The organism is Corynebacterium sp. ACRQP, assembly GCF_022345915.1.
GTDB classification, from domain to species: domain Bacteria; phylum Actinomycetota; class Actinomycetes; order Mycobacteriales; family Mycobacteriaceae; genus Corynebacterium; species Corynebacterium lehmanniae.
Map to the genome: position 1 here is coordinate 1 of NZ_JAKRMZ010000028.1, position 25,435 is coordinate 25,435.

26 protein-coding genes, 2 tRNA genes and 1 rRNA gene are annotated in these 25,435 nt (G+C 65.9%); 19 read left to right on the plus strand and 10 right to left on the minus strand.

Going from position 1 to position 25,435, the window contains the following annotated elements; translation table 11 throughout:
* The 3 genes from rrf to MHY23_RS10390 form a co-directional block, all read left to right on the plus strand.
* Positions 1 to 107, plus strand: a 5S ribosomal RNA gene (gene rrf, locus MHY23_RS10380); the annotation flags it as partial.
* 801 nt (positions 108 to 908) lie between these two features.
* Positions 909 to 1,697 carry an ABC transporter ATP-binding protein gene (locus tag MHY23_RS10385; protein WP_239307494.1) on the plus strand — a complete coding sequence of 263 codons (789 nt, stop codon included), beginning with the start codon at positions 909 to 911 and terminating at the stop codon, positions 1,695 to 1,697.
* Positions 1,698 to 4,226, plus strand: a complete 2,529-nt coding sequence (locus tag MHY23_RS10390; RefSeq protein ID WP_239307495.1) for an ABC transporter permease — start codon at positions 1,698 to 1,700, stop codon at positions 4,224 to 4,226.
* Between the two features lie 5 nt (positions 4,227 to 4,231).
* Here the strand turns inward: MHY23_RS10390 and MHY23_RS10395 are convergent, their stop codons facing one another.
* From MHY23_RS10395 to MHY23_RS10415, 5 genes are read right to left on the minus strand one after another with little or no spacing between them, the layout of a single operon-like run.
* A complete protein-coding gene (locus tag MHY23_RS10395) occupies positions 4,232 to 4,585 on the minus strand; it encodes a CrcB family protein (RefSeq protein ID WP_239307496.1) in 354 nt (117 codons plus the stop codon).
* Positions 4,578 to 4,928, minus strand: coding sequence for a CrcB family protein (locus MHY23_RS10400; RefSeq protein ID WP_239307497.1), 351 nt, complete (start codon positions 4,926 to 4,928; stop codon positions 4,578 to 4,580). The genes MHY23_RS10395 and MHY23_RS10400 overlap by 8 nt, the downstream gene beginning before the upstream one ends.
* Positions 4,929 to 4,946: 18 nt before the next feature.
* On the minus strand, positions 4,947 to 5,315 hold the full coding sequence (locus MHY23_RS10405; protein WP_239307498.1) for a CrcB family protein: 369 nt from the start codon (positions 5,313 to 5,315) through the stop codon (positions 4,947 to 4,949).
* Entirely contained in the window at positions 5,308 to 5,649 is a 342-nt protein-coding gene (locus MHY23_RS10410) for a CrcB family protein (RefSeq protein ID WP_239307499.1), read from the minus strand. Before MHY23_RS10410 ends, MHY23_RS10405 begins: the two co-directional genes overlap by 8 nt.
* A gap of 10 nt (positions 5,650 to 5,659) precedes the next feature.
* Complete coding sequence (locus MHY23_RS10415; protein WP_239307500.1) at positions 5,660 to 7,078, minus strand: sodium:alanine symporter family protein; 1,419 nt, start codon at positions 7,076 to 7,078, stop codon at positions 5,660 to 5,662.
* A gap of 109 nt (positions 7,079 to 7,187) precedes the next feature.
* Between MHY23_RS10415 and pgm the strand changes: the two genes are divergently transcribed.
* The 5 genes from pgm (at position 7,188) to MHY23_RS10440 (ending at position 10,417) form a co-directional block, all read left to right on the plus strand.
* Positions 7,188 to 8,813: a phosphoglucomutase (alpha-D-glucose-1,6-bisphosphate-dependent) gene (gene pgm, locus MHY23_RS10420; RefSeq protein ID WP_239307501.1), complete on the plus strand. Its 1,626-nt coding sequence runs from the start codon at positions 7,188 to 7,190 to the stop codon at positions 8,811 to 8,813.
* An 18-nt stretch (positions 8,814 to 8,831) separates the two neighbouring features.
* Positions 8,832 to 9,314, plus strand: a complete 483-nt coding sequence (locus tag MHY23_RS10425; RefSeq protein ID WP_239307502.1) for a MauE/DoxX family redox-associated membrane protein — start codon at positions 8,832 to 8,834, stop codon at positions 9,312 to 9,314.
* 59 nt (positions 9,315 to 9,373) lie between these two features.
* Positions 9,374 to 10,108 carry a thioredoxin domain-containing protein gene (locus MHY23_RS10430; protein WP_181889003.1) on the plus strand — a complete coding sequence of 245 codons (735 nt, stop codon included), beginning with the start codon at positions 9,374 to 9,376 and terminating at the stop codon, positions 10,106 to 10,108.
* Positions 10,109 to 10,227: 119 nt separating this feature from the next.
* Positions 10,228 to 10,300, plus strand: a tRNA-Ala gene (locus MHY23_RS10435).
* Between the two features lie 41 nt (positions 10,301 to 10,341).
* Positions 10,342 to 10,417: transfer RNA gene (locus tag MHY23_RS10440), tRNA-Ala, on the plus strand.
* Between the two features lie 50 nt (positions 10,418 to 10,467).
* Here the strand turns inward: MHY23_RS10440 and MHY23_RS10445 are convergent.
* On the minus strand, positions 10,468 to 11,151 hold the full coding sequence (locus tag MHY23_RS10445) for a hypothetical protein (protein WP_239307503.1): 684 nt from the start codon (positions 11,149 to 11,151) through the stop codon (positions 10,468 to 10,470).
* Between the two features lie 49 nt (positions 11,152 to 11,200).
* On the opposite strand from MHY23_RS10445, the gene MHY23_RS10450 reads away from it, so the two are divergent.
* From MHY23_RS10450 to MHY23_RS10460, 3 genes are read left to right on the plus strand one after another with little or no spacing between them, the layout of a single operon-like run.
* Positions 11,201 to 11,644 carry a methylated-DNA--[protein]-cysteine S-methyltransferase gene (locus MHY23_RS10450; RefSeq protein WP_239307504.1) on the plus strand — a complete coding sequence of 148 codons (444 nt, stop codon included), beginning with the start codon at positions 11,201 to 11,203 and terminating at the stop codon, positions 11,642 to 11,644.
* Complete coding sequence (locus tag MHY23_RS10455; protein WP_239307505.1) at positions 11,637 to 12,407, plus strand: fructosamine kinase family protein; 771 nt, start codon at positions 11,637 to 11,639, stop codon at positions 12,405 to 12,407. Before MHY23_RS10450 ends, MHY23_RS10455 begins: the two co-directional genes overlap by 8 nt.
* Before the next feature lie 14 nt (positions 12,408 to 12,421).
* A complete protein-coding gene (locus MHY23_RS10460; RefSeq protein WP_239307506.1) occupies positions 12,422 to 12,607 on the plus strand; it encodes a hypothetical protein in 186 nt (61 codons plus the stop codon).
* Here MHY23_RS10460 and nadE read toward each other — a convergent pair.
* Positions 12,604 to 13,428, minus strand: coding sequence for an ammonia-dependent NAD(+) synthetase (nadE, locus tag MHY23_RS10465; RefSeq protein WP_239307507.1), 825 nt, complete (start codon positions 13,426 to 13,428; stop codon positions 12,604 to 12,606). The two genes, MHY23_RS10460 and nadE, sit on opposite strands and share 4 nt — an antisense overlap.
* Before the next feature lie 114 nt (positions 13,429 to 13,542).
* Between nadE and ykgO the strand changes: the two genes are divergently transcribed.
* The 4 genes from ykgO to nrdE all read left to right on the plus strand — a co-directional run bounded on the left by ykgO (position 13,543) and on the right by nrdE (position 16,997).
* Positions 13,543 to 13,665 carry a type B 50S ribosomal protein L36 gene (gene ykgO / locus MHY23_RS10470; RefSeq protein WP_005288826.1) on the plus strand — a complete coding sequence of 41 codons (123 nt, stop codon included), beginning with the start codon at positions 13,543 to 13,545 and terminating at the stop codon, positions 13,663 to 13,665.
* A gap of 319 nt (positions 13,666 to 13,984) precedes the next feature.
* Positions 13,985 to 14,215 (plus strand): glutaredoxin-like protein NrdH, encoded by a 231-nt coding sequence (nrdH, locus tag MHY23_RS10475; RefSeq protein ID WP_070475768.1) that lies wholly within the window; start codon positions 13,985 to 13,987, stop codon positions 14,213 to 14,215.
* A gap of 84 nt (positions 14,216 to 14,299) precedes the next feature.
* Entirely contained in the window at positions 14,300 to 14,821 is a 522-nt protein-coding gene (gene nrdI / locus MHY23_RS10480; RefSeq protein ID WP_239307508.1) for a class Ib ribonucleoside-diphosphate reductase assembly flavoprotein NrdI, read from the plus strand.
* Between the two features lie 10 nt (positions 14,822 to 14,831).
* Entirely contained in the window at positions 14,832 to 16,997 is a 2,166-nt protein-coding gene (nrdE, locus tag MHY23_RS10485; protein WP_239307509.1) for a class 1b ribonucleoside-diphosphate reductase subunit alpha, read from the plus strand.
* Positions 16,998 to 17,092: 95 nt separating this feature from the next.
* Here the strand turns inward: nrdE and MHY23_RS10490 are convergent, their stop codons facing one another.
* A complete protein-coding gene (locus tag MHY23_RS10490; protein WP_239307510.1) occupies positions 17,093 to 17,806 on the minus strand; it encodes a FadR/GntR family transcriptional regulator in 714 nt (237 codons plus the stop codon).
* A gap of 152 nt (positions 17,807 to 17,958) precedes the next feature.
* On the opposite strand from MHY23_RS10490, the gene nrdF reads away from it, so the two are divergent.
* The 3 genes from nrdF (at position 17,959) to MHY23_RS10505 (ending at position 21,730) form a co-directional block, all read left to right on the plus strand.
* Positions 17,959 to 18,948 carry a class 1b ribonucleoside-diphosphate reductase subunit beta gene (gene nrdF, locus MHY23_RS10495; protein WP_181888994.1) on the plus strand — a complete coding sequence of 330 codons (990 nt, stop codon included), beginning with the start codon at positions 17,959 to 17,961 and terminating at the stop codon, positions 18,946 to 18,948.
* Positions 18,949 to 19,215: 267 nt separating this feature from the next.
* Positions 19,216 to 20,919 carry a cytochrome c oxidase subunit I gene (ctaD, locus tag MHY23_RS10500; protein WP_239307511.1) on the plus strand — a complete coding sequence of 568 codons (1,704 nt, stop codon included), beginning with the start codon at positions 19,216 to 19,218 and terminating at the stop codon, positions 20,917 to 20,919.
* 103 nt (positions 20,920 to 21,022) lie between these two features.
* The gene (locus MHY23_RS10505; protein ID WP_239307523.1) at positions 21,023 to 21,730 is read left to right on the plus strand and encodes a peptidyl-tRNA hydrolase; all 708 of its coding nucleotides are present in this window, start codon (positions 21,023 to 21,025) and stop codon (positions 21,728 to 21,730) included.
* Here MHY23_RS10505 and MHY23_RS10510 read toward each other — a convergent pair.
* Positions 21,720 to 23,684, minus strand: coding sequence for an ATP-dependent DNA helicase (locus tag MHY23_RS10510; protein WP_239307512.1), 1,965 nt, complete (start codon positions 23,682 to 23,684; stop codon positions 21,720 to 21,722). The two genes, MHY23_RS10505 and MHY23_RS10510, sit on opposite strands and share 11 nt — an antisense overlap.
* 3 nt (positions 23,685 to 23,687) lie before the next feature.
* Entirely contained in the window at positions 23,688 to 25,034 is a 1,347-nt protein-coding gene (locus MHY23_RS10515; RefSeq protein ID WP_239307513.1) for a nicotinate phosphoribosyltransferase, read from the minus strand.
* A gap of 46 nt (positions 25,035 to 25,080) precedes the next feature.
* Between MHY23_RS10515 and clpS the strand changes: the two genes are divergently transcribed.
* On the plus strand, positions 25,081 to 25,425 hold the full coding sequence (clpS, locus tag MHY23_RS10520; RefSeq protein ID WP_239307514.1) for an ATP-dependent Clp protease adapter ClpS: 345 nt from the start codon (positions 25,081 to 25,083) through the stop codon (positions 25,423 to 25,425).
* Positions 25,426 to 25,435: the final 10 nt, after the last annotated feature.

A 25,435-nucleotide genomic window follows, 5' to 3' on the forward strand; every position in this document is an offset into this window, starting at 1 on the left:
ATGGCGGCGGGGAAACGCCCGGTCCCATTCCGAACCCGGAAGCTAAGCCCGCCCGCGCCGATGGTACTGCCCCCGGGAGGGAGTGGGAGAGTAGGTTACCGCCGACCCAACAACTTCACACCAAGCACCCGCCACAAGCACCTGCTTGCGGCGGGTGCCTTTTCGTATACCAACGCCTGCTGGCGGCTGCTTGCGGGTGTCCGCATTGCGGACAACCCCACCCCCACCAACAATTGGTGTGCACCCACGGATTGTACGAATCAACACAACACCCCCACCGACGCAAAACCGACCTGGGGAAACGCAACATCGCCGTCGATTCGTGCACAACCGGTGCCCCGCATGGCCTCCTCGTCGCCCTCTAACGCTTGCGGACTTACGCATTGCGGACAACCACACCCGCACCCATCATTGGTGCACACCCACGAAACATCCCCGCGGAGACCACGTTGCGGACAACACACCGGCACCCATCATTGGCGCCAACCTCCGCATTGCGGACAACGGCGGCGCCGCCAACAATGGGTGGACACCAACGGACCTGCCGTCCGGTAGGCGGGGTTTCGCAAAAGCTGACAACAGCGTTTTGCAACCTGGAGAAACGCAGGGTGAAAACCGGCCGCTCGTCAACTTCTACGAGACCACCCCCAGGCTGCCGGCGCCATTGCGGACTCCGCATTGCGGACAACCACACCCACACCCATCATTGGTGCACACCCACGAATTGTACAAATCGACAAAACAGCCCCGCCCACCCAAAATCCGCCTGGGCAAACGCGGATGCGCTGTCGATTCGTGCACAACAGCCACGCCAACGCACTTGCTGGTTCATTGTGCCTGACAATCCGGCCTCGACCATTGGGTGCGTATAGTCCCGAAAGAGTGAACGGATAGGAAGGCGGACCTCAATGGCTGAGAAGGGCGAGATCCTTGGGGCAACACCAGACCCGGCAGCACCAGGCCCGGCAACCAGGGCCGCGGCCGCCCGGGCGGTAGGCCTGATCAAGACGTACGGGAAGGGCGACACCGAGGTCAGGGCGCTTGACGGCGTCAGTGTGGAGTTCGGCCGCAACGAGTTCACGGCGATTATGGGCCCGTCCGGGTCGGGAAAGTCCACGCTCATGCACGTCATGGCGGGGCTGGACTCTGCTACGGGCGGCGAAGCTTACATCGGCGAGACGGACCTGTCCCAGCTCAACGACAAGCAGCTCACGGCGCTGCGGCGCGACCGTCTCGGATTCATCTTTCAGTCCTTCAACCTGGTCCCCACCCTCACGGCCGCGGAGAACATCACGCTGCCAACGAACATCGCGGGCGGCAAGGTGGACCCCCAATGGTTCAACGAGGTCACCGACCGCCTCGGGCTATCCAAGCGCCTGGATCACCGCCCGGCGGAGCTGTCGGGAGGTCAGCAGCAGCGCGTCGCGTGCGCCCGCGCGCTGGTGAGCCGCCCGGAGCTGATCTTCGGTGACGAGCCCACGGGCAACTTGGACTCCAACGCCTCGAAGGAAGTCCTGGACATTCTCCGCACGGCGGTGGACAAGGACGGGCAGACGGTGGTCATTGTCACGCATGACGCCCGCGCCGCCTCCTACGCTGACCGCGTGGTGTTTCTGCGCGACGGCAATATCGTCGACGAGATGCGCGATCCGGACATGGATGCCATCCTCCGCGTCATGGCTGGCATGGAGGACTAGATGGCCAACACGTTGACGAAGGTGTCGCTGCGCAACGTCGCGGCGCACAAGCTGCGGCTCGCGCTGACGGTGCTTGCGGTGGTGCTGGGCACGGCGTTCCTGTCTGGTGCGCTGATGTTCACGAACATGCTGTCTGCCACGTTCGATTCGGCCGTCGATACGGCGCTGGAGGACGTGGACGCGGTGGTGCGCCCGACCGAGGGCAGCATCGACATGGACACGTTCAACGCCGTCAAAGAGACCGAGGGCGTCGATCGGGTGAATGTGTTCGTGGATGAACCTGTGGTCGTCGCTAGGCAAGATGAAATTGCGATTCAGACGCAGCTCGGGACCTCCCGCCTCCTGCCTTTCTACAGCGAGGGTGAGGCTGTGGGGAGGGCACCTGTGCTTATCGACGGCTCCGCTCCCACCGCCACCGGCGACATCGCCGTCAACGCGAACGGCGCGCAGAAGTACGGCATCGCGATGGGCGAGAAGCTCATCGTGGTGGACAAGGACGGGCGCAACGAGTTCACCGTCACGGGGCTGTACGAGGACCCGCTGGCGCAGGAGACGTCGCTGGTGATGCGTGTGGGGGAGCAGGCATATCTCGACGTGTACCGGGATGGCGCGTCGGTGCCGGCGGTGACGGTGGATGGGGGAGCTGGGGTCGCCGATAGGCTGAAGGCGCAGTTTCCGGAGTTGGAGGTCCGCGCAGGCGCGGATGTGGCCGAGGAGATGTCGCAACAGATCCGCGAGGGCTTGAGCTTTGTCAGCTACTTCCTCGTCGCGTTCGGCCTGGTTGGGCTGTTGGTGGGGACGTTCCTCATTGCGAACACGTTCTCCATGATCGTGGCGCAGCGCACCCGCGAGTTTGCGCTGCTGCGCTCGTTGGGGGCGTCGCGCGGGCAGATCACCCGCTCGGTGGCGTTCGAGTCCGCGCTGGTGGGACTCATCGGCTCTGCGCTCGGCGTGGCCGGCGGCGTGGGGCTGGTGGCGCTGATCCGGGTGGCGATGGCGCGCTACGGCATGCCGCTGCCGGACGCGGGCACGGGCTTGTCCACCCGCGCGGTGGTGGTGCCGCTGGTGGTGGGCACGCTGGTGACGGTGTTGTCGGCGCTGGCGCCGGCTCGCAAGGCGGGGCAGGTCAAGCCTGTGGAAGCGATGCGCTCCAGCGAGGCCGCCACCCCGCAGCCGATGCGCTGGCGCACTATCGCGGGCCTGGTCCTGGTGGCCGCGGGTGTCGCGGCGGCGGTGTACGCGATGGGCTGGGACGACGGCGCGACCGGCCGCCGCGCGGGCCTGGTGGGCGTGGCGGCACTGGCCGCGATCACTGGCCTGTTCCTGGCCGGCCCTGCGCTGAGCCTGCCGGTGGTGCCGCCGCTGGGCCGGGTGATTGGGCTGCCGTTCGGTGCGGTGGGCAGGCTTGCGTCCACGAACACGCGCCGTAACCCGCGCCGCACCGCCACCACGGCGTTTGCGCTGATGCTGGGCATTGCACTGGTGACGGTGATCGGCATGCTGGGCGCGTCGATGAAGCGCTCGGTGGACGACGTCGCCTCTAGCGAGGTGTCCGCGGACTTCGTGCTCTCCGGCCCGCAGAACGGGGTGTTCCCGCTGCCGGAGGACCTGCCGGAGCGCTTGGATGCGGTGGACGGCGCCGGCGAGACGGCCGCGTACACCCAGGCGCCGATCACCGTGGACGGGCAGTTTGGCTACCAGCTCGGCGGCTTTGGTGTCACCGACGTGCTGCAGGGCGACCCGGCGGACCTGATCACCCTGGACATGGTGGAGGGCAGTTCCAGCCTGGACGGCAACACCATCATCGCGCCGGCGCCTTTGGCACAGGAGCACGGCTGGCGCGTCGGCGACACCCTCCCCGTCGCGGGGCCCACCGGCGAGTCGGTGGAGGCGACCCTGGGCGGGACCTTCGAGCCGTCGAATATCTTGCAGTCCTTCGTTGTCTCCGACGAGGCGGCCGTGGCCACCGGCGCGCGGGGGACCGGGCGCGTCCTCATGGTGGGCGTGAACAACGACGGCACGGTGGACGAGGCCCAGCTGCGCGCCAACCTCGAGGAAGAGGTGCGCCACGACATCGTGGTGCAGGTCCGCTCCACGCAGGACATGGCGGGCGAGGTCTCCGCCATGATCGACCAGATGCTGTTTATCCTGTACGCGCTGTTGTCGCTGGCGGTGGTGATCGCGGTGCTGGGCATCGTGAACACGCTGACGCTGTCGGTGATTGAGCGCCGCCAAGAGATCGGCATGCTGCGTGCGGTGGGCACGCAGCGCCGCCAGGTCCGCACGATGATCACGCTGGAGTCGGTGCAGATGACGGTCTACGGCGCCGTCCTCGGCGTGCTGTTGGGGCTCGGTTTGGGGTGGGCGTTCCTCACCGTCCTTGAGGCCAAAGGCTTGACGACGATTATCGTCCCGTGGCAGCTCATCCTCACCGTCCTCGCAGGGTCGTTCCTAGTTGGGCTACTGGCCGCGGTGTGGCCGGCGGGAAGGGCCGCGAAGACGCCGCCGCTGGACGCGATCGCGGAGTAGGGGGCTTACCCGAAGCCGTACACGCCGACCGCGGAGGCGGCGATGGCGGCGAGGGCGGTGCCCACCCCGTATTTCACGGCGAGGACGAACTCGCCGCTTTCGACCATCTCGCCGAGCTGGCGCGCGAGCATGGACAGGGTGGACAACGCCCCGGCAAAGCCGACGCCGATGCCGATGCGCCACACGCCCGGCGCAGCCGCCGCAAAACCGATGACTGCGGCGGCCGAGACGTTCGCCGCGAACGTGGACGCAAGCGGGCTGCGGATCTGGCGCATGAGCAGCCAGCGGGCAAACCCACCTAGCATGCCGCCGATGAACACGGCCGCAACCCCGATGAGCAGTGGCAGCAGGTCAGCCATGCCGACGCCCCCGGGTGGCGTCGCCGGCCATCCAGGCCAGGGTGGCGGTGGTGAGGCTGAGCACGATGATGAATCCGGCCCACACCGGAGAATCCGACACCGCGGTCAGGGAGATCGCGGAGAGGGTGGAAAACCCGCCGAGGAAGCCCACGCCCCAGAACGGGCCGGGTTGGAATAGGCCCATGGCGAAGCAGGCGACGAGGTTCACTGCGGAGGTCACGGTTAGCGCGAGCGCTTCGGGCGTGGTGGGGTTGACCCAGATCAGCACGAGGTAGCGTGCGACAGCTCCAAGTCCCGCGCCCAGCGCCACGGAAAGGCCGGTTGTGAGGTCGTTGAACTGCACATTTCCCACTCTAACGCCCTAGCCGCCGAAGGCCCGCAGGCCCCAGTGCATGCCGAACCAGGCGGCGGCGATGCCCAGCACCGCGGTGCGCAGGGCGTAGCGCAGGGCCTGACGGTGCTGCCCGGCGGTGATCAGGTCGCTGAGCTCGCGGGCGAAGGTGGACCAGGTGGACAGCGCACCGGCGAACCCGGCGCCGAGCGCGATCTGCCACGGCGCCGGGGTGGCGACGGCGAAGCCTGCGACGGTGCAAGCCACCGTGTTGGCGGCGAAGGTGGCGGCGTGGGCGTTGCCGATCAGTTTCGTCAGCGCGAACCGGGACATGCCGCCGAGCATTCCGCCGGCGAACACCACGGCGAGGGTGAGTGCCAATCCGAGCCAGCTAGCCATGGCGGCCCTCCCGGAGGGTGTGGCCGAGAAGGTAGGCAACTATAGACGTCGCAAAGCTGAGTGCGACGATGACCAGCGCGACGATCGCATCCGACTGCATCGCCGCCACCGAAACCGCGGAGAAGGTGGTGAAGCCGCCGAGGAAGCCCGCGCCCCACAACGGACCCGGCTTGTACAGGCCCATGGCGAAGCAGCCGGCGATGTTGACGGCGAAGGTCAGCGCGAGCGCCGCGGTGGTGCCGGGGGCGGCGCCATAGAGCACAACAAGATGCCTGAGCACGGCCCCAAGGCCCGCGCCGAGGCCAACCGTGAGTGCTGTCCGGAATGTGTCCACGGCTGGGAGTCTATCTCCAGTCCATCTGCTGGCGTTCCACGAACTCCGCGACCTCCTCCGGGGTCTTCTTCAGGTACGGGTCCCAGGCGAGGTACTCGCGGGTCTCGCGCACCACGATGCCGGACAAAAGCAGCAGGCCGATCAGGTTCGGGATGGCCATCAGCCCGTTGGACAGGTCGGAGAACGTCCACGCCAGCTCCAGCGACGCCACCGCGCCGACAAACGACAGGGCGGTGAAGAACATGCGGTAGGGGATCGACGCCCAGTCGCCGAACAGCGCAACGATGGCGCGCTCGCCGTAATAGGACCAGCCCAGGATGGTGGAAAACGCGAAGAAGATCAGCGCGACGGAGACGATCAGGCTGCCCCACTCGCCGGGCAGGGCCGTCTCGAAGGCGGTGGCGGTCATGATCGCGGCCTGGTCGCGGCCCATGTCCCAGGTGCCGGCGGTGACGATGACCAGGCCGGTGATGGTGACCACGAGGATGGTGTCAATGAACGTCTGGGTCATGGACACCAGCGCCTGGCGCGCCGGGTGCTGCGTCTTCGCGGCCGCGGCAGCGATTGCGGCGGAGCCCATGCCGGACTCGTTGGAGAAGATGCCGCGGGCCACACCGAACTGGATGGCCAGCATGATGCCCGAGCCGACGAAACCGCCGGTGGCCGCGGTGCCGGTGAACGCGTCGGTGAAAATCGTGACAATGGCTTCCGGCACCCGGTCTGCCATGAGCGCCAGCGCGGTGATGCCGCCGCCGACGTAAATGACGATCATCAGCGGCACGAACGCCGCGGTGATCTTGCCGATGCCCTCGATGCCGCCGAGCACGGCCGCGCCGACGGCGAAGAAGATGATCACGCCGGCGACGTTGGCGCTGATGCCGAAGGCGTCGTTCATGCCCGCGGCGATCGAGTTGCCCTGGGCGAGGTTGCCGATGCCGAAGGAGGCGAAGATGGTGAACAGGGTAAACGCCGCTGCGAGGAATTTGCCGAAGCGGCCGCCGACACCGGTGCGCAGGTACTCGTGCGGCCCGCCCTGCTGCTTGCCCTTCTTGTCGGTGGTGCGGAAACGCACGCCCAGGTAGGCCTCGGAGTACTTCGAGGCCATGCCGACGATGCCGGTGAGCCAGATCCAGAACAGCGCGCCGGGCCCGCCGATGGAGATCGCGGTGGCCACGCCGACGATGTTGCCGGTGCCCACCGTGGCGGCCAGGGCGGTGGTCAGCGCCTGGTAGTTGGAGATGTCGCCGGCGCCTTCCTCGGGCTTGTCCACGAACGCGTGGCGTGTGGCGCGGCCGAGGGTGCGGAACTGGATGCCGCGCAGGCGGATGGTCAGGAACAGGCCGGTGCCCAGCAGCAGGGGGATGAGCAGGAACGGTCCCCAGACGAAGGTGGAGATAGCACTGAGGATGTCGTTCAAGGTGTCAGCCATGCCGAGTAGTAAAACATACGGCGCGGTGAATAATATATAGGTGGCGGGAAATACATTCACGGGCAATGATGGTGGGAAGGACTCTGTCTGAGACACAAGGAGCATTCCCATGGCACACGAACGCGCCGGCCAGCCCGCCCGCGAGGACGACCTCATCGACATCGCCGAGGTGGTCACCGCCTACTACACCCGCGACATCGACCCGGACAACCCGGACCAGCAGGTCGCGTTCGGCACCTCCGGCCACCGCGGCTCCTCCCTGGACAACGCGTTCAACGAGGCGCACATCCTGGCCACCACGCAGGCGATCGTGGACTACCGCCGCGGCGAGGGCATCGACGGGCCGGTCTACATCGGCCGCGACACCCACGCCCTGTCCGAGCCGGCTATGGTCTCCGCGCTCGAGGTGCTCATCGCAGGCGGGGTGCAAGTGCTTGTCGACGCCTCCGGCCGCTACACGCCCACCCCAGCCGTCTCCCACGCCATCCTGACCCACAAAGGCGGCAAGGCCGACGGCATCGTGGTCACCCCGTCGCACAACCCGCCGCGCGACGGCGGCTTCAAGTACAACCCGCCCACCGGAGGCCCCGCCCCGGCGGAGGCCACGGACTGGATTGCCAAGCGCGCCAACGAGTACATCGCCGCAGGCCTTGACGGCGTGAAGCGCACCCCCGTCAGCGGCGTGCTGGACGAGCGCGCCGGGAAGTTCGACTACCTCGACCATTACGTTGCCGACCTGGGCAACGTGGTGGACATGGACGCGATCAAGGCGTCCGGCCTACACATCGGCGCCGACCCGATGGGCGGGGCGAGCGTGGACTACTGGGGTGCCATCGGCGAGCGTTACGGGCTGAACCTCGAGGTGGTCAACCCGCACGTCGACGCCACCTGGCGGTTTATGACCTTGGACACCGACGGCCAGATCCGCATGGATTGCTCCAGCCCGAACTCCATGGCGTCGCTGGTGCACAACCGCGACAAGTTCGACCTGGCCACTGGCAACGACGCGGACGCGGACCGCCACGGTATCGTCACCCCCGACGCGGGCCTGATGAACCCGAACCACTACCTGGCCGTGGCCATCGAGTACCTGTTCAGCCACCGCGACGGCTGGGCTGACAGCACCGCGGTGGGCAAGACCCTGGTGTCGTCCTCCATGATCGACCGCGTCGTCGCATCGCTCGGCCGCGAGCTGGTGGAGGTGCCCGTCGGCTTCAAGTGGTTCGTGCCAGGGCTCATCGACGGCACGATCGGCTTCGGCGGCGAAGAATCCGCAGGTGCCTCGTTCTTGCGCAAAGACGGCACCGTCTGGTCCACCGACAAGGACGGGCTGATCATGGACCTGCTTGCCGCGGAGATCACCGCCGTGACCGGCAAGACCCCCTCCGCGCGCTACGCGGAGCTCGAGGCCGAGTACGGATCCCCGGCCTACGCGCGTATCGACGCCCCGGCCGGCCGCGAGGAGAAAGCCAAGCTCAAGGCGCTTTCGGCTGACCAGGTGTCGGCGGATACGTTGGCGGGCGAAGCTATCGTCGCAAAGCTGACTGATGCTCCTGGCAACGGCGCCGCCATCGGCGGGCTGAAGGTGACCACCGAAAACGCGTGGTTCGCCGCGCGCCCGTCTGGCACCGAGGACAAGTACAAGATCTACGCCGAATCATTCAAGGGCGACGCGCACTTGCAGCAGGTGCAAGAGGAAGCGCAGGCGCTCGTTTCTGAAGTTTTGGGCGACTAATGGAGTAACGTACGACCTGTGAGCACAACGACAACCCCCGCGCCCGAGCGCAACACGAAGACGCTGGTGCTGGACGTACTGTCCGCACTCGCGCGGTTTTACATGGCGTACGTGTGGCTGGACGCCGGCATCGCGAAACTCGGCGTCCCCCTCGACGTGACCAAGACCATCGAGGCATACGAGATCTTCACCCCCGACTGGTCCTACCTGCTGGCGCACATCATCGGCCCGCTCGAAGTGGCTGGTGGCCTGCTGCTGCTTCTGGGCATCAAGCTGCGCTGGTCCGGCAAGGTGTCCATCATCGTGCTGACGCTGTTCATCATCGGCATGCTGTCCGCCTGGCAGCGCGGCCTGGTCATCGACTGCGGCTGCTTCGACCCGTCCGCGGCGGGGGAGGGCGAGACCAACCTGCTTGTTACCGTCGCGCGCGACGTGGCCTACATCGCCATTACCGGCTTCATGATGTGGCGTCCGTTTAAGAAGTTCGCTATCTACCCCTAAACTTGTGCGGGTAAATCTGTACCCGCCATGCCGCCAGGCACGCACAACAGGAGATAACTGTGACCACACGCAAAGTGGAAAACCCGAACAAGAAGGGCAACACCGCCTTCATCTGGGCAGTCCTCGCCGTACTCGCTATCGCCCTTGTGGTGATCGGCTTGATCGTCTTCAACGGCCGCGAAAACCGCAGCGCCGCCATCAAGGAGGGGATGATCGACGTCGAAGGCATCAACGTCGCCTGGAACGAGGATGAAGACATCATCCACCTCACCGGCAGCAACGCCGACGCCAAGACCGCCGAGCTGTTCGAGGACTTCTCCTGCACCCACTGTGCGGACCTGCACATCGCCAGCGACGAAGCGATGATTGAGAAGCTCAAGGCTGGCGAGATCAACGTGGACCTGCGCCCGATGACCGCCCTGGACAAGGGCGAGGAGGGCCACTCCACCAAGGCGCTCGCCGCAGAGCTTGCGCTGTTCGCCAACGGCGATCTGGCCCAGGCGTTCACCATCCGCGACTACCTGTTCCAGAACCAGCAGACCGTGTACAACAAGTACGACAACGACGGTTTCGCGGACATGGCTAAGGACTACGAGGCTTCCGACGCGGCAATCCAGGACATCCGCGACGGCAAGTTCATCGAGACCGCCAAGCGTATGGGTGCAGACAACATGAAGTACCAGGAGGACAACACCGGCGAGGCGTGGACCCCGCGCGTCCTGGTCGACGGCAAGGACATCGAGGACATCGAGGGCAAGCGCGACGACTGGCCGCAGACCCTGTCCCAGATGTAAAACGCGTTCCGCGAGCGTTTTCACCGCCTCACTCCGGTCCCGGGGTGGGGCGGTTTCACGTTCCCGCTGGGGATTTGGAGGCCCGCGCGCCCGGCTGTATATTTACGTGAGTTATCCAAGGGGCTATGGCGCAGTTGGTAGCGCACCACACTGGCAGTGTGGGGGTCACGGGTTCGAATCCCGTTAGCTCCACTCCACAACTACATATTCCTATGGTGGCACAGCTGCCATACGGGGCTATGGCGCAGTTGGTAGCGCACCACACTGGCAGTGTGGGGGTCACGGGTTCGAATCCCGTTAGCTCCACCAAAAGCAAAACTGCCCGGCTGTTCGGCCGGGCAGTTTTTTGTTTGTATGCGTTACTGGGCGGCTTGGCGCATGCCTTCGAAGTAGGCGTTGCCGTCAGCGCCAGTGTAGCAGGCGTGCGAATCGACGGGCCACACGTCGCGCGCCTGCTCGCACGTGAACAGGCTGCCGTAGGGGCCCAAGGTGGCCCACTCCATGGCCGGCGGGCCGGAGGGTTGCTGGGGTGCTTGCTGCTGGGGCGCGGGTTCGGGGGCTTGTTGCTGTTGCTGCTGTTGTTGGTTCGCCGCCTCACGCTCGGCCGCGCGCTGAGCTTCCGCCTCGCGCTCAGCCGCTTCTCGTTCGGCGGCCTCGCGTTCCGCTGCCTTGCGTTCCGCTTCGCGCTCGGCCTCCGCGGACTTCGACGCTGCGGCGGCAGAGGAGGAGGCAGCCGCAGCAGACGAAGACGCAGCGGCCGCGGACGAAGAAGCGGCTGCCTCCTTCTCCTCGGCTTCCTTGTCCAGGCGTTCCAAGGCGGCGTCGAGCTCCTCGCGGTCGATGATGCCGTCGCCGTCCGTGTCGTCCGACGCGTCGAGCTTGTGGCTGAGCTGGCGCATGTCGGATTCGCAGCCGTCGTCGCCGTCGCACACCGCGGAGGCGATGGCGGGGCTGGTGCCGGCGATGGTGTCGGATGAGCTGCCGCAGGCGGCCAAGGTCATGGCCGCAGCGCAGGCGAGGACGGTTGTGAGTCTCCTGTGCATGGCCAGGAGTGTAGCGCAATCATCATGGTTGCGAGCTACTCTGAGCTGCATGTTTTCCTCACCGGTCGGGCCGTTGCGTTTCGCCGCGAGCGGGCGCGGTCTCACCCGCGTGTGCTTCGAGGGGGAGCCGCTGCCTATCGACGAACCTCCGGTGAGCCCCCTGGTCACCCAAGAACTGGCCGAATACTTTGCCGGTACGCGCCGGGAATTCACTGTCCTGCTGGACTTGTCAGGCGTGACTGAGTTCCGTGCGGCGGTGCTACGGGAGCTGGCGAAAGTCCCGTTCGGGGAGACCACCACGTATGCGCAGATCGCACGCGCGGTGGGCAACCCCAAAGCGGTGCGCGCGGTGGGCAGCGCGTGCGCGACCAACCCGCTGCCGCTGTTCATCCCGTGCCACCGGGTGCTGCGCTCCGACGGCCAACTCGGCGGCTACCGTGGCGGGGTAGAGGCCAAACGTTTCCTACTACGAATGGAGGGCATCGATGTCTGACTCGTTTGTCAAGCACGGCAGCGCGCCGGGAGCGGCGGCCGCGGAGGCCGCGTACCTGCGCTGGCTGCGTGAGGGCTCCGCCGCGGTGGTGGAGGTGCTCGACTTGGACGAGGACGCGAACACGCTGACCATCGAAAAGGTGGATCCGGCCCGCCCGACCGTGGACGCCGCCCGTCAGGCCGGCCGGGAGCTGGCCGCCATCCACGCCATGGGCGCCGCCGCGTTCGGCGCGCCCGCGGACGGGTGGGACGGCCCCAACTTTATCGGCACCCGCCAGCAGGCGTGCGAGCCCACCGAGCGCTGGGCCGAGTTCTACGTTCAGCAGCGGGTGCTGCCATTCGCCGAAAAGGCGCTGAAGGCGGGGAATCTCGGGGGCGGCGGCATGGACGTCGTCAAGCAAGCATGCGATGCGCTGCTTGAAGAAGACGAGGATGCCCCGCTGGCGCGCATCCACGGCGACCTGTGGGCGGGCAACCTGCTGTTCGGGTCGGACGGCCCGCGGTTCATTGACCCGGCGGCGCACGGCGGGCACCCGCTGACCGACATCGCGATGCTCGAGCTGTTCGGCGCGCCGCATTACAGCGCGATTGTGGACGGGTATCTGGACGCCGGCAGCGAGCTGGGCCGCGACTGGCAGCGGCGCATCGCGGTGCACCAGCTGCACCCGCTGGCCGTGCACGCGTGGACGCACGGACCGTCCTACGGCTCCGCGCTCGTGCGCGCGGCGGAGGAGACCCTGCGCGTGGTAGACAGTAGGCAATAAAGGAGGAGATTCAGATGGGGAATGCAGAAAAATCGCTAGACAGGCTCGAGGAACTCGGGCTCCTGGAGCAGAGGGGCAAACCCTTCGAAGTGGACTGGGAACCCATCCAGCTCGACTTCACTCTGGAGGATTGGCTCGAGGAGGAGCGCGGTGAGGACCGCCTGGTACGAGTGATGGCGGACCTCCGCGACCTGCTCTAGCGCCACCAGGTGTCGTTCGGGCCCGGGGGCAGGTGGCGCTTGTGCTGGCCGATGCGCCACAGGTGCTCGAGGCGCTCGGCGGCCTCTTGTGGGATCTGTTTGCCCTCCAGGTAGTCGTCGATGTGGGCGTAGGTGATGCCGAGCGCGTCTTCGTCGGGAAGCGCGGGGCGGTCTTCCTCTAGGTCTGCGGTGGGGACCTTCTCCCACAGGCGGGGATTCGCGTCCAGGTGGTCCAGCAGCGCCGCGCCCTGGCGCTTGTTCAGCCCGGCCAGCGGCACGAGGTCCGCGGCGCCGTCGCCGTGTTTGGTGAAGAACCCGGTGACGTTCTCCGCCGCGTGGTCCGTGCCCACCACCAGCAGGCCGCGCTCGCCGGCGATGGCGTACTGGGCGATCATGCGCATGCGCGCCTTGACGTTGCCCTTGTTGAAGTCGCCGAGACTGCCCGCTTTTAGCGCGTCCGCCACAGCACCCGCCATGGCGGTGGTGGCTGGCTCAATGTCCACCGTGACCGTCTCGTCGGGCTGAATGAACTGCAGGGCCAGCTGCGCGTCGTCCTCGTCGGCCTGCACGCCGTGGGGCAGCCGCACCGCCACGAACGTCGCGTCGTTGCCGTCCGCGCGACGCTGCTCCACCGCCAGCTGCGCCAGGCGCCCGGCGAGCGTGGAGTCCTGCCCGCCGGAGATGCCCAGCACGTATCCCTTCGCGCCGGTGGCGTCCAGGTAGTCCACCAGGAACTGCACACGCCGGGTGATTTCGGTGTCCGGGTCGATGGTCGGTGCCACGCCGAGGGCGGCGATGATGTCTGACTGCATGGCGCTCATGGTAGGAGGTTTTGATTCAGCGCGTCCGATGTGTAACATTTACCCCCGTGTTGCGACCCGGCAGCCCGCCGTAGGTCGCTAATTGCAGGTAATCCGAGCAGAAAGGAGCGCCCGATGAAGGTCCGCAAGTCGCTTCGGTCGCTGAAGAACAAGCCGGGCGCCCAGGTTGTGCGTCGCCACGGCAAGGTTTACGTGATCAACAAGAAGGATCCCCGCTTCAAGGCTCGCCAGGGCTAAGCGCGAATCCTGCCCCGTCACCGTTTGGTGGCGGGGCTTTTTGCTTTGCGACGACACCTCCGGCCGAATCTAATTTCCGCCAAATTACACCCGTGGGAGCAGATAGCTGTCCATGTTTTAACTACATGTAGGTGATTTGCTGGCCCTATCCTGGGAATACCACCCGTGTAACTACTACATGTAGTAGCAGTTGCCGAAGTTTCCCCCAAGGTATAGTGTCTCTTGGTGTTGCCCCGGGGGATCCGGGGAAGCGAGAAAGCCCCGTCGATTCCCTGTCGAATCCCAGTCGAAGACCCGCACAGAAAGAGCCTGAAGAACTATGTCGATCACCGTTTACAGCAAGCCGGCCTGCATGCAGTGCAAGGCGACCGAGAAGGCCCTGACCAAGGCCGGCCTTGAGTTCACCACGGTCGACATCTCCATGGACGAGGAGGCCCGCGACTACGTCATGGCCCTCGGCTACGTGCAGGCGCCGGTCGTGGAGGCGAACGGCGAGCACTGGTCCGGCTTCCGCCCGGACCGCATCAAGGGCCTCGCAGCGGCTGCCTAAGTCGGCGGTCCACCCCGCCGCAGCGCGGGGATAGAGCGGGCGGCGCCGAACAACTAAAACTCAACACGAAGAAAGGCGGCGTCCATGCTGGTGGTCTACTTCTCTTCCGCGACGGAAAACACGAAGCGGTTTGTGGAGAAGCTTGGCCTCCCGTCCCAGCGCATCCCGTTGCGCAGGAGCGACCCGGAACTCACCGTCGACGAGCCGTACGTGCTCATCTGCCCCACATACGGCGGCGGGGCGAGCGTGAGCGGCGGCAACTCGCGGCCGGTGCCGGGGCAAGTGATCCGCTTCCTCAACAACGAAGGCAACCGGAGCCTGATCCGGGGTGTCATCGCCGCAGGCAATTCCAACTTCGGGGCAGATTACTGCCTTGCCGGGAAGGTTATCGCCGACAAGTGTAAGGTCCCGTACTTGTACCGGTTCGAGCTCATGGGCTTGGCCGAGGACGTTGCGCACGTGCGCCGCCAACTGATCCAGAACGCTGGAAGGTTGGGGCTGCGTGGGGGACCGGAGGTCGTCGATAGGCAAGATGCTCCGGACGAATCCGAGCGCTTGGCAAAACTGCGTGAAAAATACGCCGGTAAATACTCAAGAACACGATGAAGGACGCGATGTGACTACCCAGACTGTCGGTAAGAATGTCCCGGAGCCGGTCAATACAAGCGACCAGCTGGATTACCACGCGCTCAACGCGCTTTTGAACCTCTACGACGAAAACGGCCAGATCCAGTTTGACAAGGACCGCGAGGCCGCCAACCAGTTCTTCCTCCAGCACGTCAACCAGAACACCGTCTACTTCCACGACCTGGAAGAAAAGATCGACTACCTGGTCACCAACAAGTACTACGAGCCTGACACCATTGAGAAGTACGACTGGACCTTTATTAAGGACACGTTCAAGCGCGCGTACTCCTACAAGTTCCGCTTCAAGTCCTTCCTCGGCGCGTACAAGTACTACACCTCCTACACGCTGAAAACCTTCGACGGACGCCGCTACCTCGAGCGCTTCGAAGACCGCGTGGCCATGACGGCGCTCTTCCTCGCCGACGGCAACGAGGAGCTCGCATTCGCGCTCGTGGACGAAATCATGACCGGCCGCTTCCAGCCAGCCACCCCGACGTTCTTGAACGCCGGAAAGGCGCAGCGCGGCGAGCTGGTGTCCTGCTTCCTGCTGCGCATCGAGGACAACATGGAGTCCATCGGCCGCGCCATCAACTCCTCGCTGCAGCTGTCCAAGCGCGGCGGCGGCGTCGCGCTGCTGCTGAGCAACATCCGCGAGTCCGGCGCGCCGATCAAGCACATCGAGAATCAGTCCTCCGGCGTCATCCCCGTGATGAAGCTTTTGGAAGACTCCTTCTCCTACGCCAACCAGCTCGGCGCGCGCCAGGGCGCCGGCGCGGTGTACCTCAACGCACACCACCCGGACATCATGCGCTTCTTGGACACCAAGCGCGAGAACGCGGACGAGAAGATCCGCATCAAGACCCTCTCGCTCGGCATCGTCATCCCGGACATCACCTTCGAGCTGGCCAAGCGCAACGACGACATGTACCTGTTCTCCCCGTACGACGTCGAGCGCGTCTACGGCGTGCCGTTCGCGGACATCTCCGTGACCGAGAAGTACGAGGAGATGGTGGAGGACCCGCGCATCCGCAAGTCCAAGATCTCCGCGCGCGCGTTCTTCCAGACCATCGCCGAGATCCAGTTCGAATCCGGCTACCCGTACATCATGTTCGAGGACACGGCCAACCGCGCGAACCCGGTGAAAACCGGCCGCATCAACATGTCCAACCTGTGCTCGGAGATCCTCCAGGTCAACTCGCCGTCCGTGCTCAACGACGACCTGACCTACGCCGAGACCGGCCACGACATTTCCTGCAACCTCGGCTCGCTGAACATCGCGATGGCCATGGACTCCGACAACTTCGCCCGCACCGTCGAGTCCGCCATCCGCGCGCTGACCGCCGTGGCGGACAAGACCTCCATCGACTCCGTGCCGCCGGTGCGCGACGGCAACGACGCCTCCCACGCCATCGGCCTGGGGCAGATGAACCTGCACGGCTACCTCGGCCGCGAGCACATCGAGTACGGCTCCGAGGAAGGCCTGGACTTCACCAACGCCTACTTCGCCGCCGTGATGTACCAGTGCCTGCGCGCCTCCCACAAGATCGCAGTGGAGAAGGGCACCGCGTTCGCGGACTTTGCCAAGTCCGAGTACGCCACCGGCGAATTCTTCGACCGCTACGACCCGGCGGACTTCCAGCCGAAGACCGATAAGGTCAAGGAGCTGTTCGCCAACTCCGACATTGCCGTACCGACGGCGGAGGAGTGGGCGCAGCTGAAGGAGGACGTCGCCCGCGACGGCATCTACAACCGCTACCTGCAGGCGGTGCCGCCGACCGGCTCGATCTCCTACATCAACAACTCCACGTCCTCGATCCACCCGATCGCCTCCAAGATTGAGATCCGTAAGGAAGGCAAGATCGGCCGCGTCTACTACCCGGCGCCGCACATGGACAACGAGAACATCGACTACTTCAAGGACGCCTACGAGATCGGCTACGAGAAGATCATCGACACCTACGCGGTGGCCACGAAGTACGTCGACCAGGGCCTGTCGTTGACCCTGTTCTTCAAGGACACGGTGACCACCCGCGACATCAACCGCGCGCAGATCTACGCGTGGAAGAAGGGTGTCAAGACCCTGTACTACATCCGCCTGCGGCAGATGGCGCTGGAAGGCACCGAGATCGAGGGCTGCGTCTCCTGCATGCTGTAGGTGAGCGTGCTTCTCGACGAAAACCGCTGACGTGCTAGTTCCGTTTTTGGGCAACTAGCACGTCAGCGGTTTTCGTTTGCAAGGCGCGGGGAGAGTTACATCTCCATGAAATCGTTGACGCCGCGGAGGAGACGTCGAGAAGCATCTTCTGCTGCATCCGCGTCGCCGGAGGAAATGGCCTGCGCGAGATCCACGTGGATCTGCATGGTGTCCACGTGCGGGTCGTCCGGCATGATGCCGTAGAGCGCGCGGCCGGACATGATGTCCATGATCGGCGGGGTCAGCGCCACGAACATCTCGTTGCCGGACGCCTCGAGCATCAGGCCGTGGAACTCCAGGTCCGCTTCCTGGAACGCCTCGGAGTTGCCGGCGTCTTGTCCTGCCAGCTCCACAATCTGGTCCGCCAGCTGGCACAGCCGGCGCGCCTGCTCGCGGGACGTGTTGGTGGCGGCTAGGCGGGCGGCGGCTGGCTCGATGGCGTCGCGAAGCTCCCGCAGCGACGCCAACTGCGCCGGACGTTGCTCCTCGCTGCGCAGCCGCCAGGAAATGATGGAGTGGTCGAAGACGTTCCACTCGCTTTGCGGCAGCACTTTCAAACCCACGCGGCGCGAGGAGGAGACCAACCCCAGTTGCTCCAGTGCGCGCATCGCCTCACGTGCCACGGTGCGGGAGATGCCGAAGCGCTCCGACAAGTCGTGGAGCGTGAACGTGTGCCCCTCCGGCTGCCGGCCCGAGACGATGTCTTCGCCGAGCGTGTCCAGAATCGAGGAAAGCAGGGGTTGAGAGGACCGATGACCGCTTGTAGTCACGGCGCGACCTCCTTAAAAAGATGATGTATTGCAGCAATCTGCGAGTAGTTTATGTCATGCGGACAGAGCATTAATGCATTGCGTGTGGGCAGTCCGCGCACGGGGAGCAGGACGTCGCCCGAGCCGGTTGACACCGAAGTAGGATGGTCGCCATGACTGACGATTACGCGCGTTACCTCGAGTCCCACGACAAGCCCGTGAAGGCTATTAACTGGAACAGCGTTCCGGACGACAAGGACCTTGAAGTGTGGGATCGCCTGACCGGCAACTTCTGGCTCCCGGAGAAGATCCCGGTGTCCAACGACATCCCGAGCTGGAACACCCTCAACGACGAGGAAAAGCAGGCCACCATGCGCGTGTTCACCGGCCTGACGCTGCTGGACACCATCCAGGGCACCGTCGGCGCGGTCTCGCTGCTGCCGGACGCGAACTCCCTCCACGAGGAGGCGGTGCTGACCAACATTGCCTTCATGGAGTCGGTGCACGCGAAGTCCTACTCCAACATCTTCATGACGCTGGCGGACACGCCCGCAATTAACGACGCGTTCCGCTGGTCCGAGGAAAACGAGTACCTGCAGCGCAAGGCGAAGATCATCCTGAGCTACTACGAGGGCGACGATCCGCTCAAGCGCAAGATCGCCTCCGTGATGCTGGAGTCCTTCCTGTTCTACTCGGGCTTTTATCTGCCGCTGAACTGGTCGGTGCACTCCAAGCTGACCAACACCGCGGACATCATCCGCCTGATCATCCGCGACGAGGCGGTGCACGGCTACTACATCGGCTACAAGTACCAGGTGGCGCTGCGAAACGAGTCCGAGGAGCGCAAGGAGGAGCTGAAGGACTACGCCTTCGAGCTGCTCTACGACCTCTACGAGAACGAGAACCAGTACACCGAGGACATCTACGACGCGCTCGGCTGGACCGAGGACGTGAAACGCTTCCTGCGCTACAACGCCAACAAGGCGCTGAACAACCTCGGCTACGAGGGCCTGTTCCCGGTGGATGAGACGAAGGTGTCGCCGGCGATCCTGGCGTCGCTGTCGCCGAACGCGGACGAGAACCACGACTTCTTCTCCGGCTCCGGCTCCTCCTACGTCATCGGCCGCGCGGAGGACACCCAGGACGACGACTGGGACTTCTAAGCACAAGCTTTACGACGCACCTTCGGTGGTCCCCGGTTCGCGCTTGCGAGCCGGGGATTTTTCTTGCCTCCCGTCTAGGTCCCTTGCGCCTCACCAGTAACAGCCCGGACTGGCCGTCGCCGGCGCTGACCCCGCACGGGGGCAGCATTGCGGGAGGCTGGAAAATCAATGTGCAGAACGTTATGCTGATCCGGTATCACTCGTGGCATCTGTGCCCATTCTGGCGTGAGCTGGACGGGGTGTAGGTGCCGTAGTCAGGAGGATCAGATGACCGCTGTGGCACCGCGGCTGGATAATTACGTCCCGCCGACACGCCCCGAGCCGACGGGCAACGCTCGTAAGGGCTCGAAGATTTACAAGCAACTCACCACGACTGACCACAAAGAACTGGGCATCATGTACATCATCATGTCCTTCGTCTGGTTCTTCGTGGCCGGCCTGATGGCACTGCTTATCCGCACCGAGCTGTTCAGCCCGGGCCTGCAGTTCCTGTCCAACGAGCAGTTCAACCAGCTGTTCACCATGCACGGCACCGTGATGCTGCTGGCGTTCGGTACCCCGATCGTCTGGGGCTTCGCCAACTACGTGCTGCCGCTGCAGATCGGCGCGCCGGACGTGGCCTTCCCGCGTCTGAACGCGTTCGGCTTCTGGGTGACCACCGTCGGCGTTGTCGCCATGCTCCTCGGTTTCGTCACCCCGGGTGGCGCGGCCGACTTCGGTTGGACCATGTATATGCCGCTGGCTGACGCTGTGCACACCCCGTCCGTCTCCGCCAACCTGTGGGTTGTCGGCGTGGGCGCCACCGGTGTGGGCACCATCGCCTCCGCGGTGAACATGCTCACCACCGTGCTGACGATGCGTGCGCCGGGCATGACCATGTTCCGTCTGCCGGCGTTCACCTGGACCATCTTCGTCACCTCCATCATCGCCCTGATGATCTTCCCGCTGCTGACCGCTGCGGCGATGGGTGTGCTCTACGACCGTCTGCTGGGCGGCCACATCTACGACACCGCCAACGGCGGCACGATCCTGTGGCAGCACCTGTTCTGGTTCTTCGGCCACCCCGAGGTGTACGTCCTGGCGCTGCCGTTCTTCGGCGTGATCTCTGAGATCGTCCCGGTCTTCTCCCGCAAGCCGGTCTTCGGCTACATCGGCCTGATCTTTGCAACGCTGGCAATTGCCGGCCTGTCCATGGCTGTGTGGGCGCACCACATGTTCGCCACCGGCGCGATCCTGCTGCCGTTCTTCTCCTTCATGACCTTCCTCATCTCGGTCCCGACCGGCGTGAAGTTCTTCAACTGGCTGGGCACGATGTGGAACGGCCACCTCACGTTCGAGACCCCGATGCTGTGGGCAACGGGCTTCCTGTTCACCTTCCTCTTCGGCGGCCTGACTGGCATCATGCTGGCGTCCCCGCCGCTGGACTTCCACCTGCACGACTCCTACTTCGTGGTTGCGCACTTCCACTACACCCTGTTCGGCACCGTGGTGTTCGCCTCCACCGCAGGCGTGTACTTCTGGTTCCCGAAGATGACCGGCCGCATGCTGGACGAGAAGCTGGGCAAGGTCCACTTCTGGTTCACCGTCGTCGGCTTCAACATGACCTTCCTGGTCCAGCACTGGCTGGGCAACATGGGCATGCCGCGCCGCTACGCCGACTACCTGGACACCGACGGCTTCACCCTGCTGAACCAGGTCTCCACCGTTGGCGCGTTCATCCTGGGCATCGGCTTCCTGCCGTTCATCTGGAACGTGTTCAAGTCCTGGCGCTACGGCGAGATCGTCACCGTCGACGATCCGTGGGGCTACGGCAACTCCCTGGAGTGGGCAACCTCCTGCCCGCCGCCGCGCCACAACTTCACCGCCCTGCCGCGTATCCGCTCCGAGCGCCCGGCGTTCGAGCTGCACTACCCGCACATGGTGGAAACCCTGCGCCGCGAGGCGCACACCGGCCACCGCGACTCCAAGTAGTCGCCGGACACCGGCCTCCTGAACGAACCCCCGCTTCGGCGGGGGTTTTCGTCGTTTCAGGCCCAACGCAATGAGGAGTACCCTGACCCCGGTGACTGAGCAGATGATCGCCGCCGCCCACCAACTCCTTACAGAGCGCGTCTCGGGCGACTACAAAGCCCGCAGCGAGGACCCGGACGACCCGCAGACGGTGCAGGCGATGCAGATGGCCATCAACCTGCCCAAACAGGACCCGCCCAGCCGCAACCAGGTGCTTGCAGACGCCGCCCGCGCCGCCGTGGCCGTGTGCCTCGACCCGCGCGCCGGAGAGGACGGGTTTTGGCGCGACGCTCTGGACGCCTGGTACTCGCACCGCATCCGCAAAGTGGCCCGTCGCGCCCGCAACAAGGCGTGGGACGACGTGCAGGCGCTGCCCGGCGTCACCGTCGGTCACGTGCGCGCCTTCGTCCCCTCGGCGGTTGCAGACGTCCCGCACGCGATTGCGAAGCTGCAGATCAAGGGTACAGAGATTGAGCCGGGGGAGGTGCTCCCGCGCGACCCGCACGTGCCTCTGATCGCGCTCGACGCGTCGCTGCACATGTCCGCGGGCAAGGCAGCGTCCCAGGCCGGGCACGCCTCGATGCTGCTCGCGGCCGCGCGCGACACTTCCTGGGTGCAGCAGTGGGCCGAGGCGGGCTTCCCGCTGGACGTGCGCGAGTTGCCCCGCGAGGAGTTCGCGGAGCTCGCCACCCGCCCCGATGCGGTGGCGGTGCGCGACGCCGGTTTTACGGAGGTCGCGCCCGGTTCCACCACAGCGCTCGCTATTGCTTAGCGACGAGCCTCCGCAACGCCCCGCGCACGACTTCCGCGTCTGTGGTGTCCCAGAACGCCGGGAGGCTGCGGCGGATGAACGAGCCGTAGCGTTTGGTCACCAGACGGTTGTCTAGCACGGCGACGACCCCGCGGTCGTCGACAGACCGCAAAAGCCTGCCCGCACCCTGCGCCATGAGCAGGGAGGCGTGCGTGGCGGAGACCTCCATGAACCCGGAGCGGCCCGCGGCGTCGGCGGCGTTGGAGCGGGCCTGCAGGAGGGGATCGTCGGGGCGGGGGAAGGGGATGCGGTCGATGATCACCAGCGAGCAGGCGCTGCCCGGCACGTCCACGCCCTGCCAGAGGGTGAGTGTGCCGAACAGGCAGGAGTTCTCGTTTTTGGCGAAGGTGTCCACCAGCGTGCCGGTGGAGTCCTCGCCCTGCAGCAGGATGTCGAAGGGAAGGCGCGCCCGCATGGCTTCGGCGGCCTGCTCGGCGGCGCGGCGCGAGGAGAACAGGCCGAGTGTGCGCCCGCCGGCGGCGGTGATCAGCTCCGCGATCTCGTCTAACGTCTCCGCGGACAGCCCGTCGCGGCCCGGGGTGGGCAGGTGGCGCGCGGTGTAGAGGATGCCGGACTTGCGCGGGTCGAACGGCGTGCCGGCGTCCAGCGAGTCCCAGGTGCCCTGCGGCAGGCCCCAGGCGGCCGCCATGGCGTTGAAGTTGCCGCCCACAGTCAACGTCGCGGAGGTGAGCACGACCGTCTTCTCGCCGAACAGTCGCTCGTGCAACAGGCCCGCCACCGACAGGGGAGCGACCGAGACGGAGTCGCCGTAGCGCTCCGAGCGGGTCAGCCACACCACGTCCGCGTGCTTGGCGGGGTCCGGCTCGTCGAAGACCTCGAGGATGCGCACCACCGCGTCGTGCAGGTCCTCTAAGTGGTTGCGCAGGTTGGCGCGTTCGGCGAACTTCTCCGGGTCGTTTTCGGACTCGCCGGGTGGGGCGTCGGAGATGGCGGTGCGGGTCTTCCACAGGGCGTCGCGAAGCGCGGCGAAAGCGCCGCGGGCCGGTTCTGAGATGACCTCCCAGCGTCCCGGGGCCTCCAGGTCGATGGCGGCGGTGAAGTCGTCGATGACGCCTTCGAGCGTGTCGCGCTCCGCGCCCAGCTTGCCGGCGCGGCGGGCCGCCATCGCCAGGGCGCGCGCGGAGATCTCGTTGGTGGCCACGGAGGTGATGCGGCCGTCGAGCTCGTGGGCCTCGTCGATGATCACGGCGTCGTGCTCGGGCAGCACGGCCACGTCCGCGAGGGCGTCGATAGCCAAAAGCGCGTGGTTGGTCACCACGATGTCCGCGTCCTTGGTGCGCTCGCGCGCGAGCTCCGCGAAGCACTCCTCGCCGTGCGGGCAGCGCGTCGCGCCGAGGCATTCGTTGGAGGTCACGGACACCTGCCGCCACGCCATGTCCGGCACGCCGGGGACTAGATCGTCGCGGTCACCGGTCTCGGTGTCCTGCGCCCACTCGGCCACGCGTTTGACGTGCTTGCCCAGCCAGGACAGGTCCTCTTCCTCGATGAGGGACTCCGAAGGTGTGTCGTCAAGCATCAGCTTGTGCTTGCAGACGTAGTTGTTGCGGCCCTTTTGGATGGCAAAGGTGGGGCGCTCGGGCAGCAGCGGCTCGAGCGCGTCCGCCAGACGGGGCAGATCCCTATCGACGAGCTGCCGCTGCAACGCGATCGTCGCCGTCGACACCACCACGGTGGTGCCGTGCGCCTGGGCGTGCCGGATGGCGGGGACGAGGTAGGCCAGGGACTTACCGGTGCCCGTGCCCGCCTGCACGGCCAGGTGGCGCTCCGAGTCGAGGGCTTTTGTCACCGCCTCGGCCATCTTGACCTGGCCGGGGCGGCGCGAGCCGCCGAGGGACTCGACCGCGGCGGCGAGCAGGTCGGTGGTGGACTGGGTGAGCGGTTCGTCTGCAGACACGGCCTACTCGGTGGGCTCCGGGAAGCCGACGAACTTCGTCGGGATAGCCACCTCGCCGCGCGACAGGGCCAGGCCCTCCCACGGCAGCGTCTTGCGGGCGGCCGCGTGCAGCTCGCGGATCTCCTCAATGCCCGGCTGGCCGTCCACGATTTCGCCGTCGCGGATCAGCGGCACCGTCATCTGGCGGTACTCCAGGTTCTGCTTGCGCGGCACCTCCACGCCGAGCGGGTGGATCACCTCGCCCACCGCCACGCCGGAGGAGCGGTAGGCGCGAAGCGCGGACTTGCCGCCGCCGTAGGTGACCTTGCCGGAGGAGCGCTTGGCCACCGGGTGGCCGTCCACCTCCACCAGCTTGTACACCAGGCCCGCGGTGGGGGCGCCGGAGCCGGTGACCACGGAGGTGCCCACGCCGAAGCCGTCCACCGGGTCGCCGCGCAGGCCGGCGATGGCGAACTCGTCCAGGTCGGACGAGACGATGATGCGGGTGTTAAACGCCCCGGCCTCGTCCAGCTGCTTGCGCACACGCCTAGAGACGATGCCCAGGTCGCCGGAGTCGATGCGCACCGCACCCAGCTCGGTGCCGGCAACCTCGAGCGCGTTTTCCACGCCCTTGGTGATGTCGAAGGTGTCCACCAACAGCGTGGTGTCCACGCCGAGGGAGTCGATCTGGCCCTTGAACGCGGCCTTCTCGTCCGGGTTGCCGTCCTCGTCCACGTGCAGCAGCGTCCAGGAGTGGGCGGAGGTGCCAGAGGCGGGGATGCCGTAGCGCAGGGAGGCCTCCATGTTGGAGGTGGCGTTGAAGCCGGCGATGTAGGTCGCGCGCGCGGCGGAGACGGCGGCCTGCTCGTTGGTGCGGCGCGAGCCCATCTCGATGATCGGGCGCCCGTCGGCGGCCGAGACCATGCGCGAGGCCGCGGAGGCGACAGCGGAATCGGCGTTGAGGATGGACAAAAGGACCGTCTCCAAAATCACGCACTCCGCGAACGTGCCGCGCACCGTCATAATCGGCGAGTACGGGAAGTACAGCTCGCCTTCGCGGTAGCCGTCGATCTGGCCGGAGAACTTGTAGTTTTCCAGGTATTCGCGCGCCTCGGGGGAGAGGAAGTCGGCGGAATCCAGCTGGTCCTGCGTGAAGCGGAACTTGGTGATCGCGTCGAGCACCCGCTCGGTGCCGGCGACCACGCCGTAGCGGCGCTCGTTGGGCATGCGGCGGCCGAAGACCTCGAAGATGCAGTCGCGCTGCGCGGTGCCGTCCTTGATCGCGGCGTCGAGCATGGTCAGCTCGTACATGTCCGTGAAAAACGCGGTGGAGCCGCGCGTGCCGGTGGAGTGGGTGGGAGTGTCGTTCATGGTGAGACAGCGTACCCTCCAGGCACGAGAAGGTAAGGTGGTGCACATGTTTTCCTCAGCCGATTTTCCTGCGGCCAGCCGCGCGGAGCGCATGGGTTCGCCGCTGGCAACCCCGGAGTTGGACGAGGCCATCGACGTGGACGTGGCCACGAGCGAGAACCTGCCGTGGCTGTGCATCGTGTGGGACGACCCGGTCAACCTGATGAGTTACGTCACCTACGTGTTCCAGACTGTGCTGGGCTACGACCGCAAGCGCGCCACCGAGCTGATGATGCAGGTCCACACCGAGGGCAAGGCCGTGGTCTCCTCGGGCGAGAAGGACAAGGTGGAAACCGACGTGAAGAAGCTGCACACCGCGGGGCTTTGGGCCACGATGCAGCAGGCAGGGTAGGGGAGAATCG

Coding starts and splice junctions, on each gene's coding strand:
- nrdI (WP_239307508.1), top strand. CDS start 14,300: ATGCTGGTGGTCTACTTCTCTTCCGCGACGGAAAACACGAAGCGGTTT.
- nrdF (WP_181888994.1), top strand. CDS start 17,959: ATGACTGACGATTACGCGCGTTACCTCGAGTCCCACGACAAGCCCGTG.
- MHY23_RS10455 (WP_239307505.1), top strand. CDS start 11,637: ATGTCTGACTCGTTTGTCAAGCACGGCAGCGCGCCGGGAGCGGCGGCC.
- MHY23_RS10445 (WP_239307503.1), bottom strand. CDS start 11,151: ATGCACAGGAGACTCACAACCGTCCTCGCCTGCGCTGCGGCCATGACC.
- MHY23_RS10460 (WP_239307506.1), top strand. CDS start 12,422: ATGGGGAATGCAGAAAAATCGCTAGACAGGCTCGAGGAACTCGGGCTC.
- ctaD (WP_239307511.1), top strand. CDS start 19,216: ATGACCGCTGTGGCACCGCGGCTGGATAATTACGTCCCGCCGACACGC.
- MHY23_RS10405 (WP_239307498.1), bottom strand. CDS start 5,315: ATGGCTAGCTGGCTCGGATTGGCACTCACCCTCGCCGTGGTGTTCGCC.
- MHY23_RS10515 (WP_239307513.1), bottom strand. CDS start 25,034: ATGAACGACACTCCCACCCACTCCACCGGCACGCGCGGCTCCACCGCG.
- nrdH (WP_070475768.1), top strand. CDS start 13,985: ATGTCGATCACCGTTTACAGCAAGCCGGCCTGCATGCAGTGCAAGGCG.
- pgm (WP_239307501.1), top strand. CDS start 7,188: ATGGCACACGAACGCGCCGGCCAGCCCGCCCGCGAGGACGACCTCATC.
- nadE (WP_239307507.1), bottom strand. CDS start 13,428: ATGAGCGCCATGCAGTCAGACATCATCGCCGCCCTCGGCGTGGCACCG.
- clpS (WP_239307514.1), top strand. CDS start 25,081: ATGTTTTCCTCAGCCGATTTTCCTGCGGCCAGCCGCGCGGAGCGCATG.
- MHY23_RS10385 (WP_239307494.1), top strand. CDS start 909: ATGGCTGAGAAGGGCGAGATCCTTGGGGCAACACCAGACCCGGCAGCA.
- MHY23_RS10390 (WP_239307495.1), top strand. CDS start 1,698: ATGGCCAACACGTTGACGAAGGTGTCGCTGCGCAACGTCGCGGCGCAC.
- MHY23_RS10415 (WP_239307500.1), bottom strand. CDS start 7,078: ATGGCTGACACCTTGAACGACATCCTCAGTGCTATCTCCACCTTCGTC.
- MHY23_RS10505 (WP_239307523.1), top strand. CDS start 21,023: ATGATCGCCGCCGCCCACCAACTCCTTACAGAGCGCGTCTCGGGCGAC.
- MHY23_RS10450 (WP_239307504.1), top strand. CDS start 11,201: ATGTTTTCCTCACCGGTCGGGCCGTTGCGTTTCGCCGCGAGCGGGCGC.
- MHY23_RS10395 (WP_239307496.1), bottom strand. CDS start 4,585: ATGGCTGACCTGCTGCCACTGCTCATCGGGGTTGCGGCCGTGTTCATC.
- ykgO (WP_005288826.1), top strand. CDS start 13,543: ATGAAGGTCCGCAAGTCGCTTCGGTCGCTGAAGAACAAGCCGGGCGCC.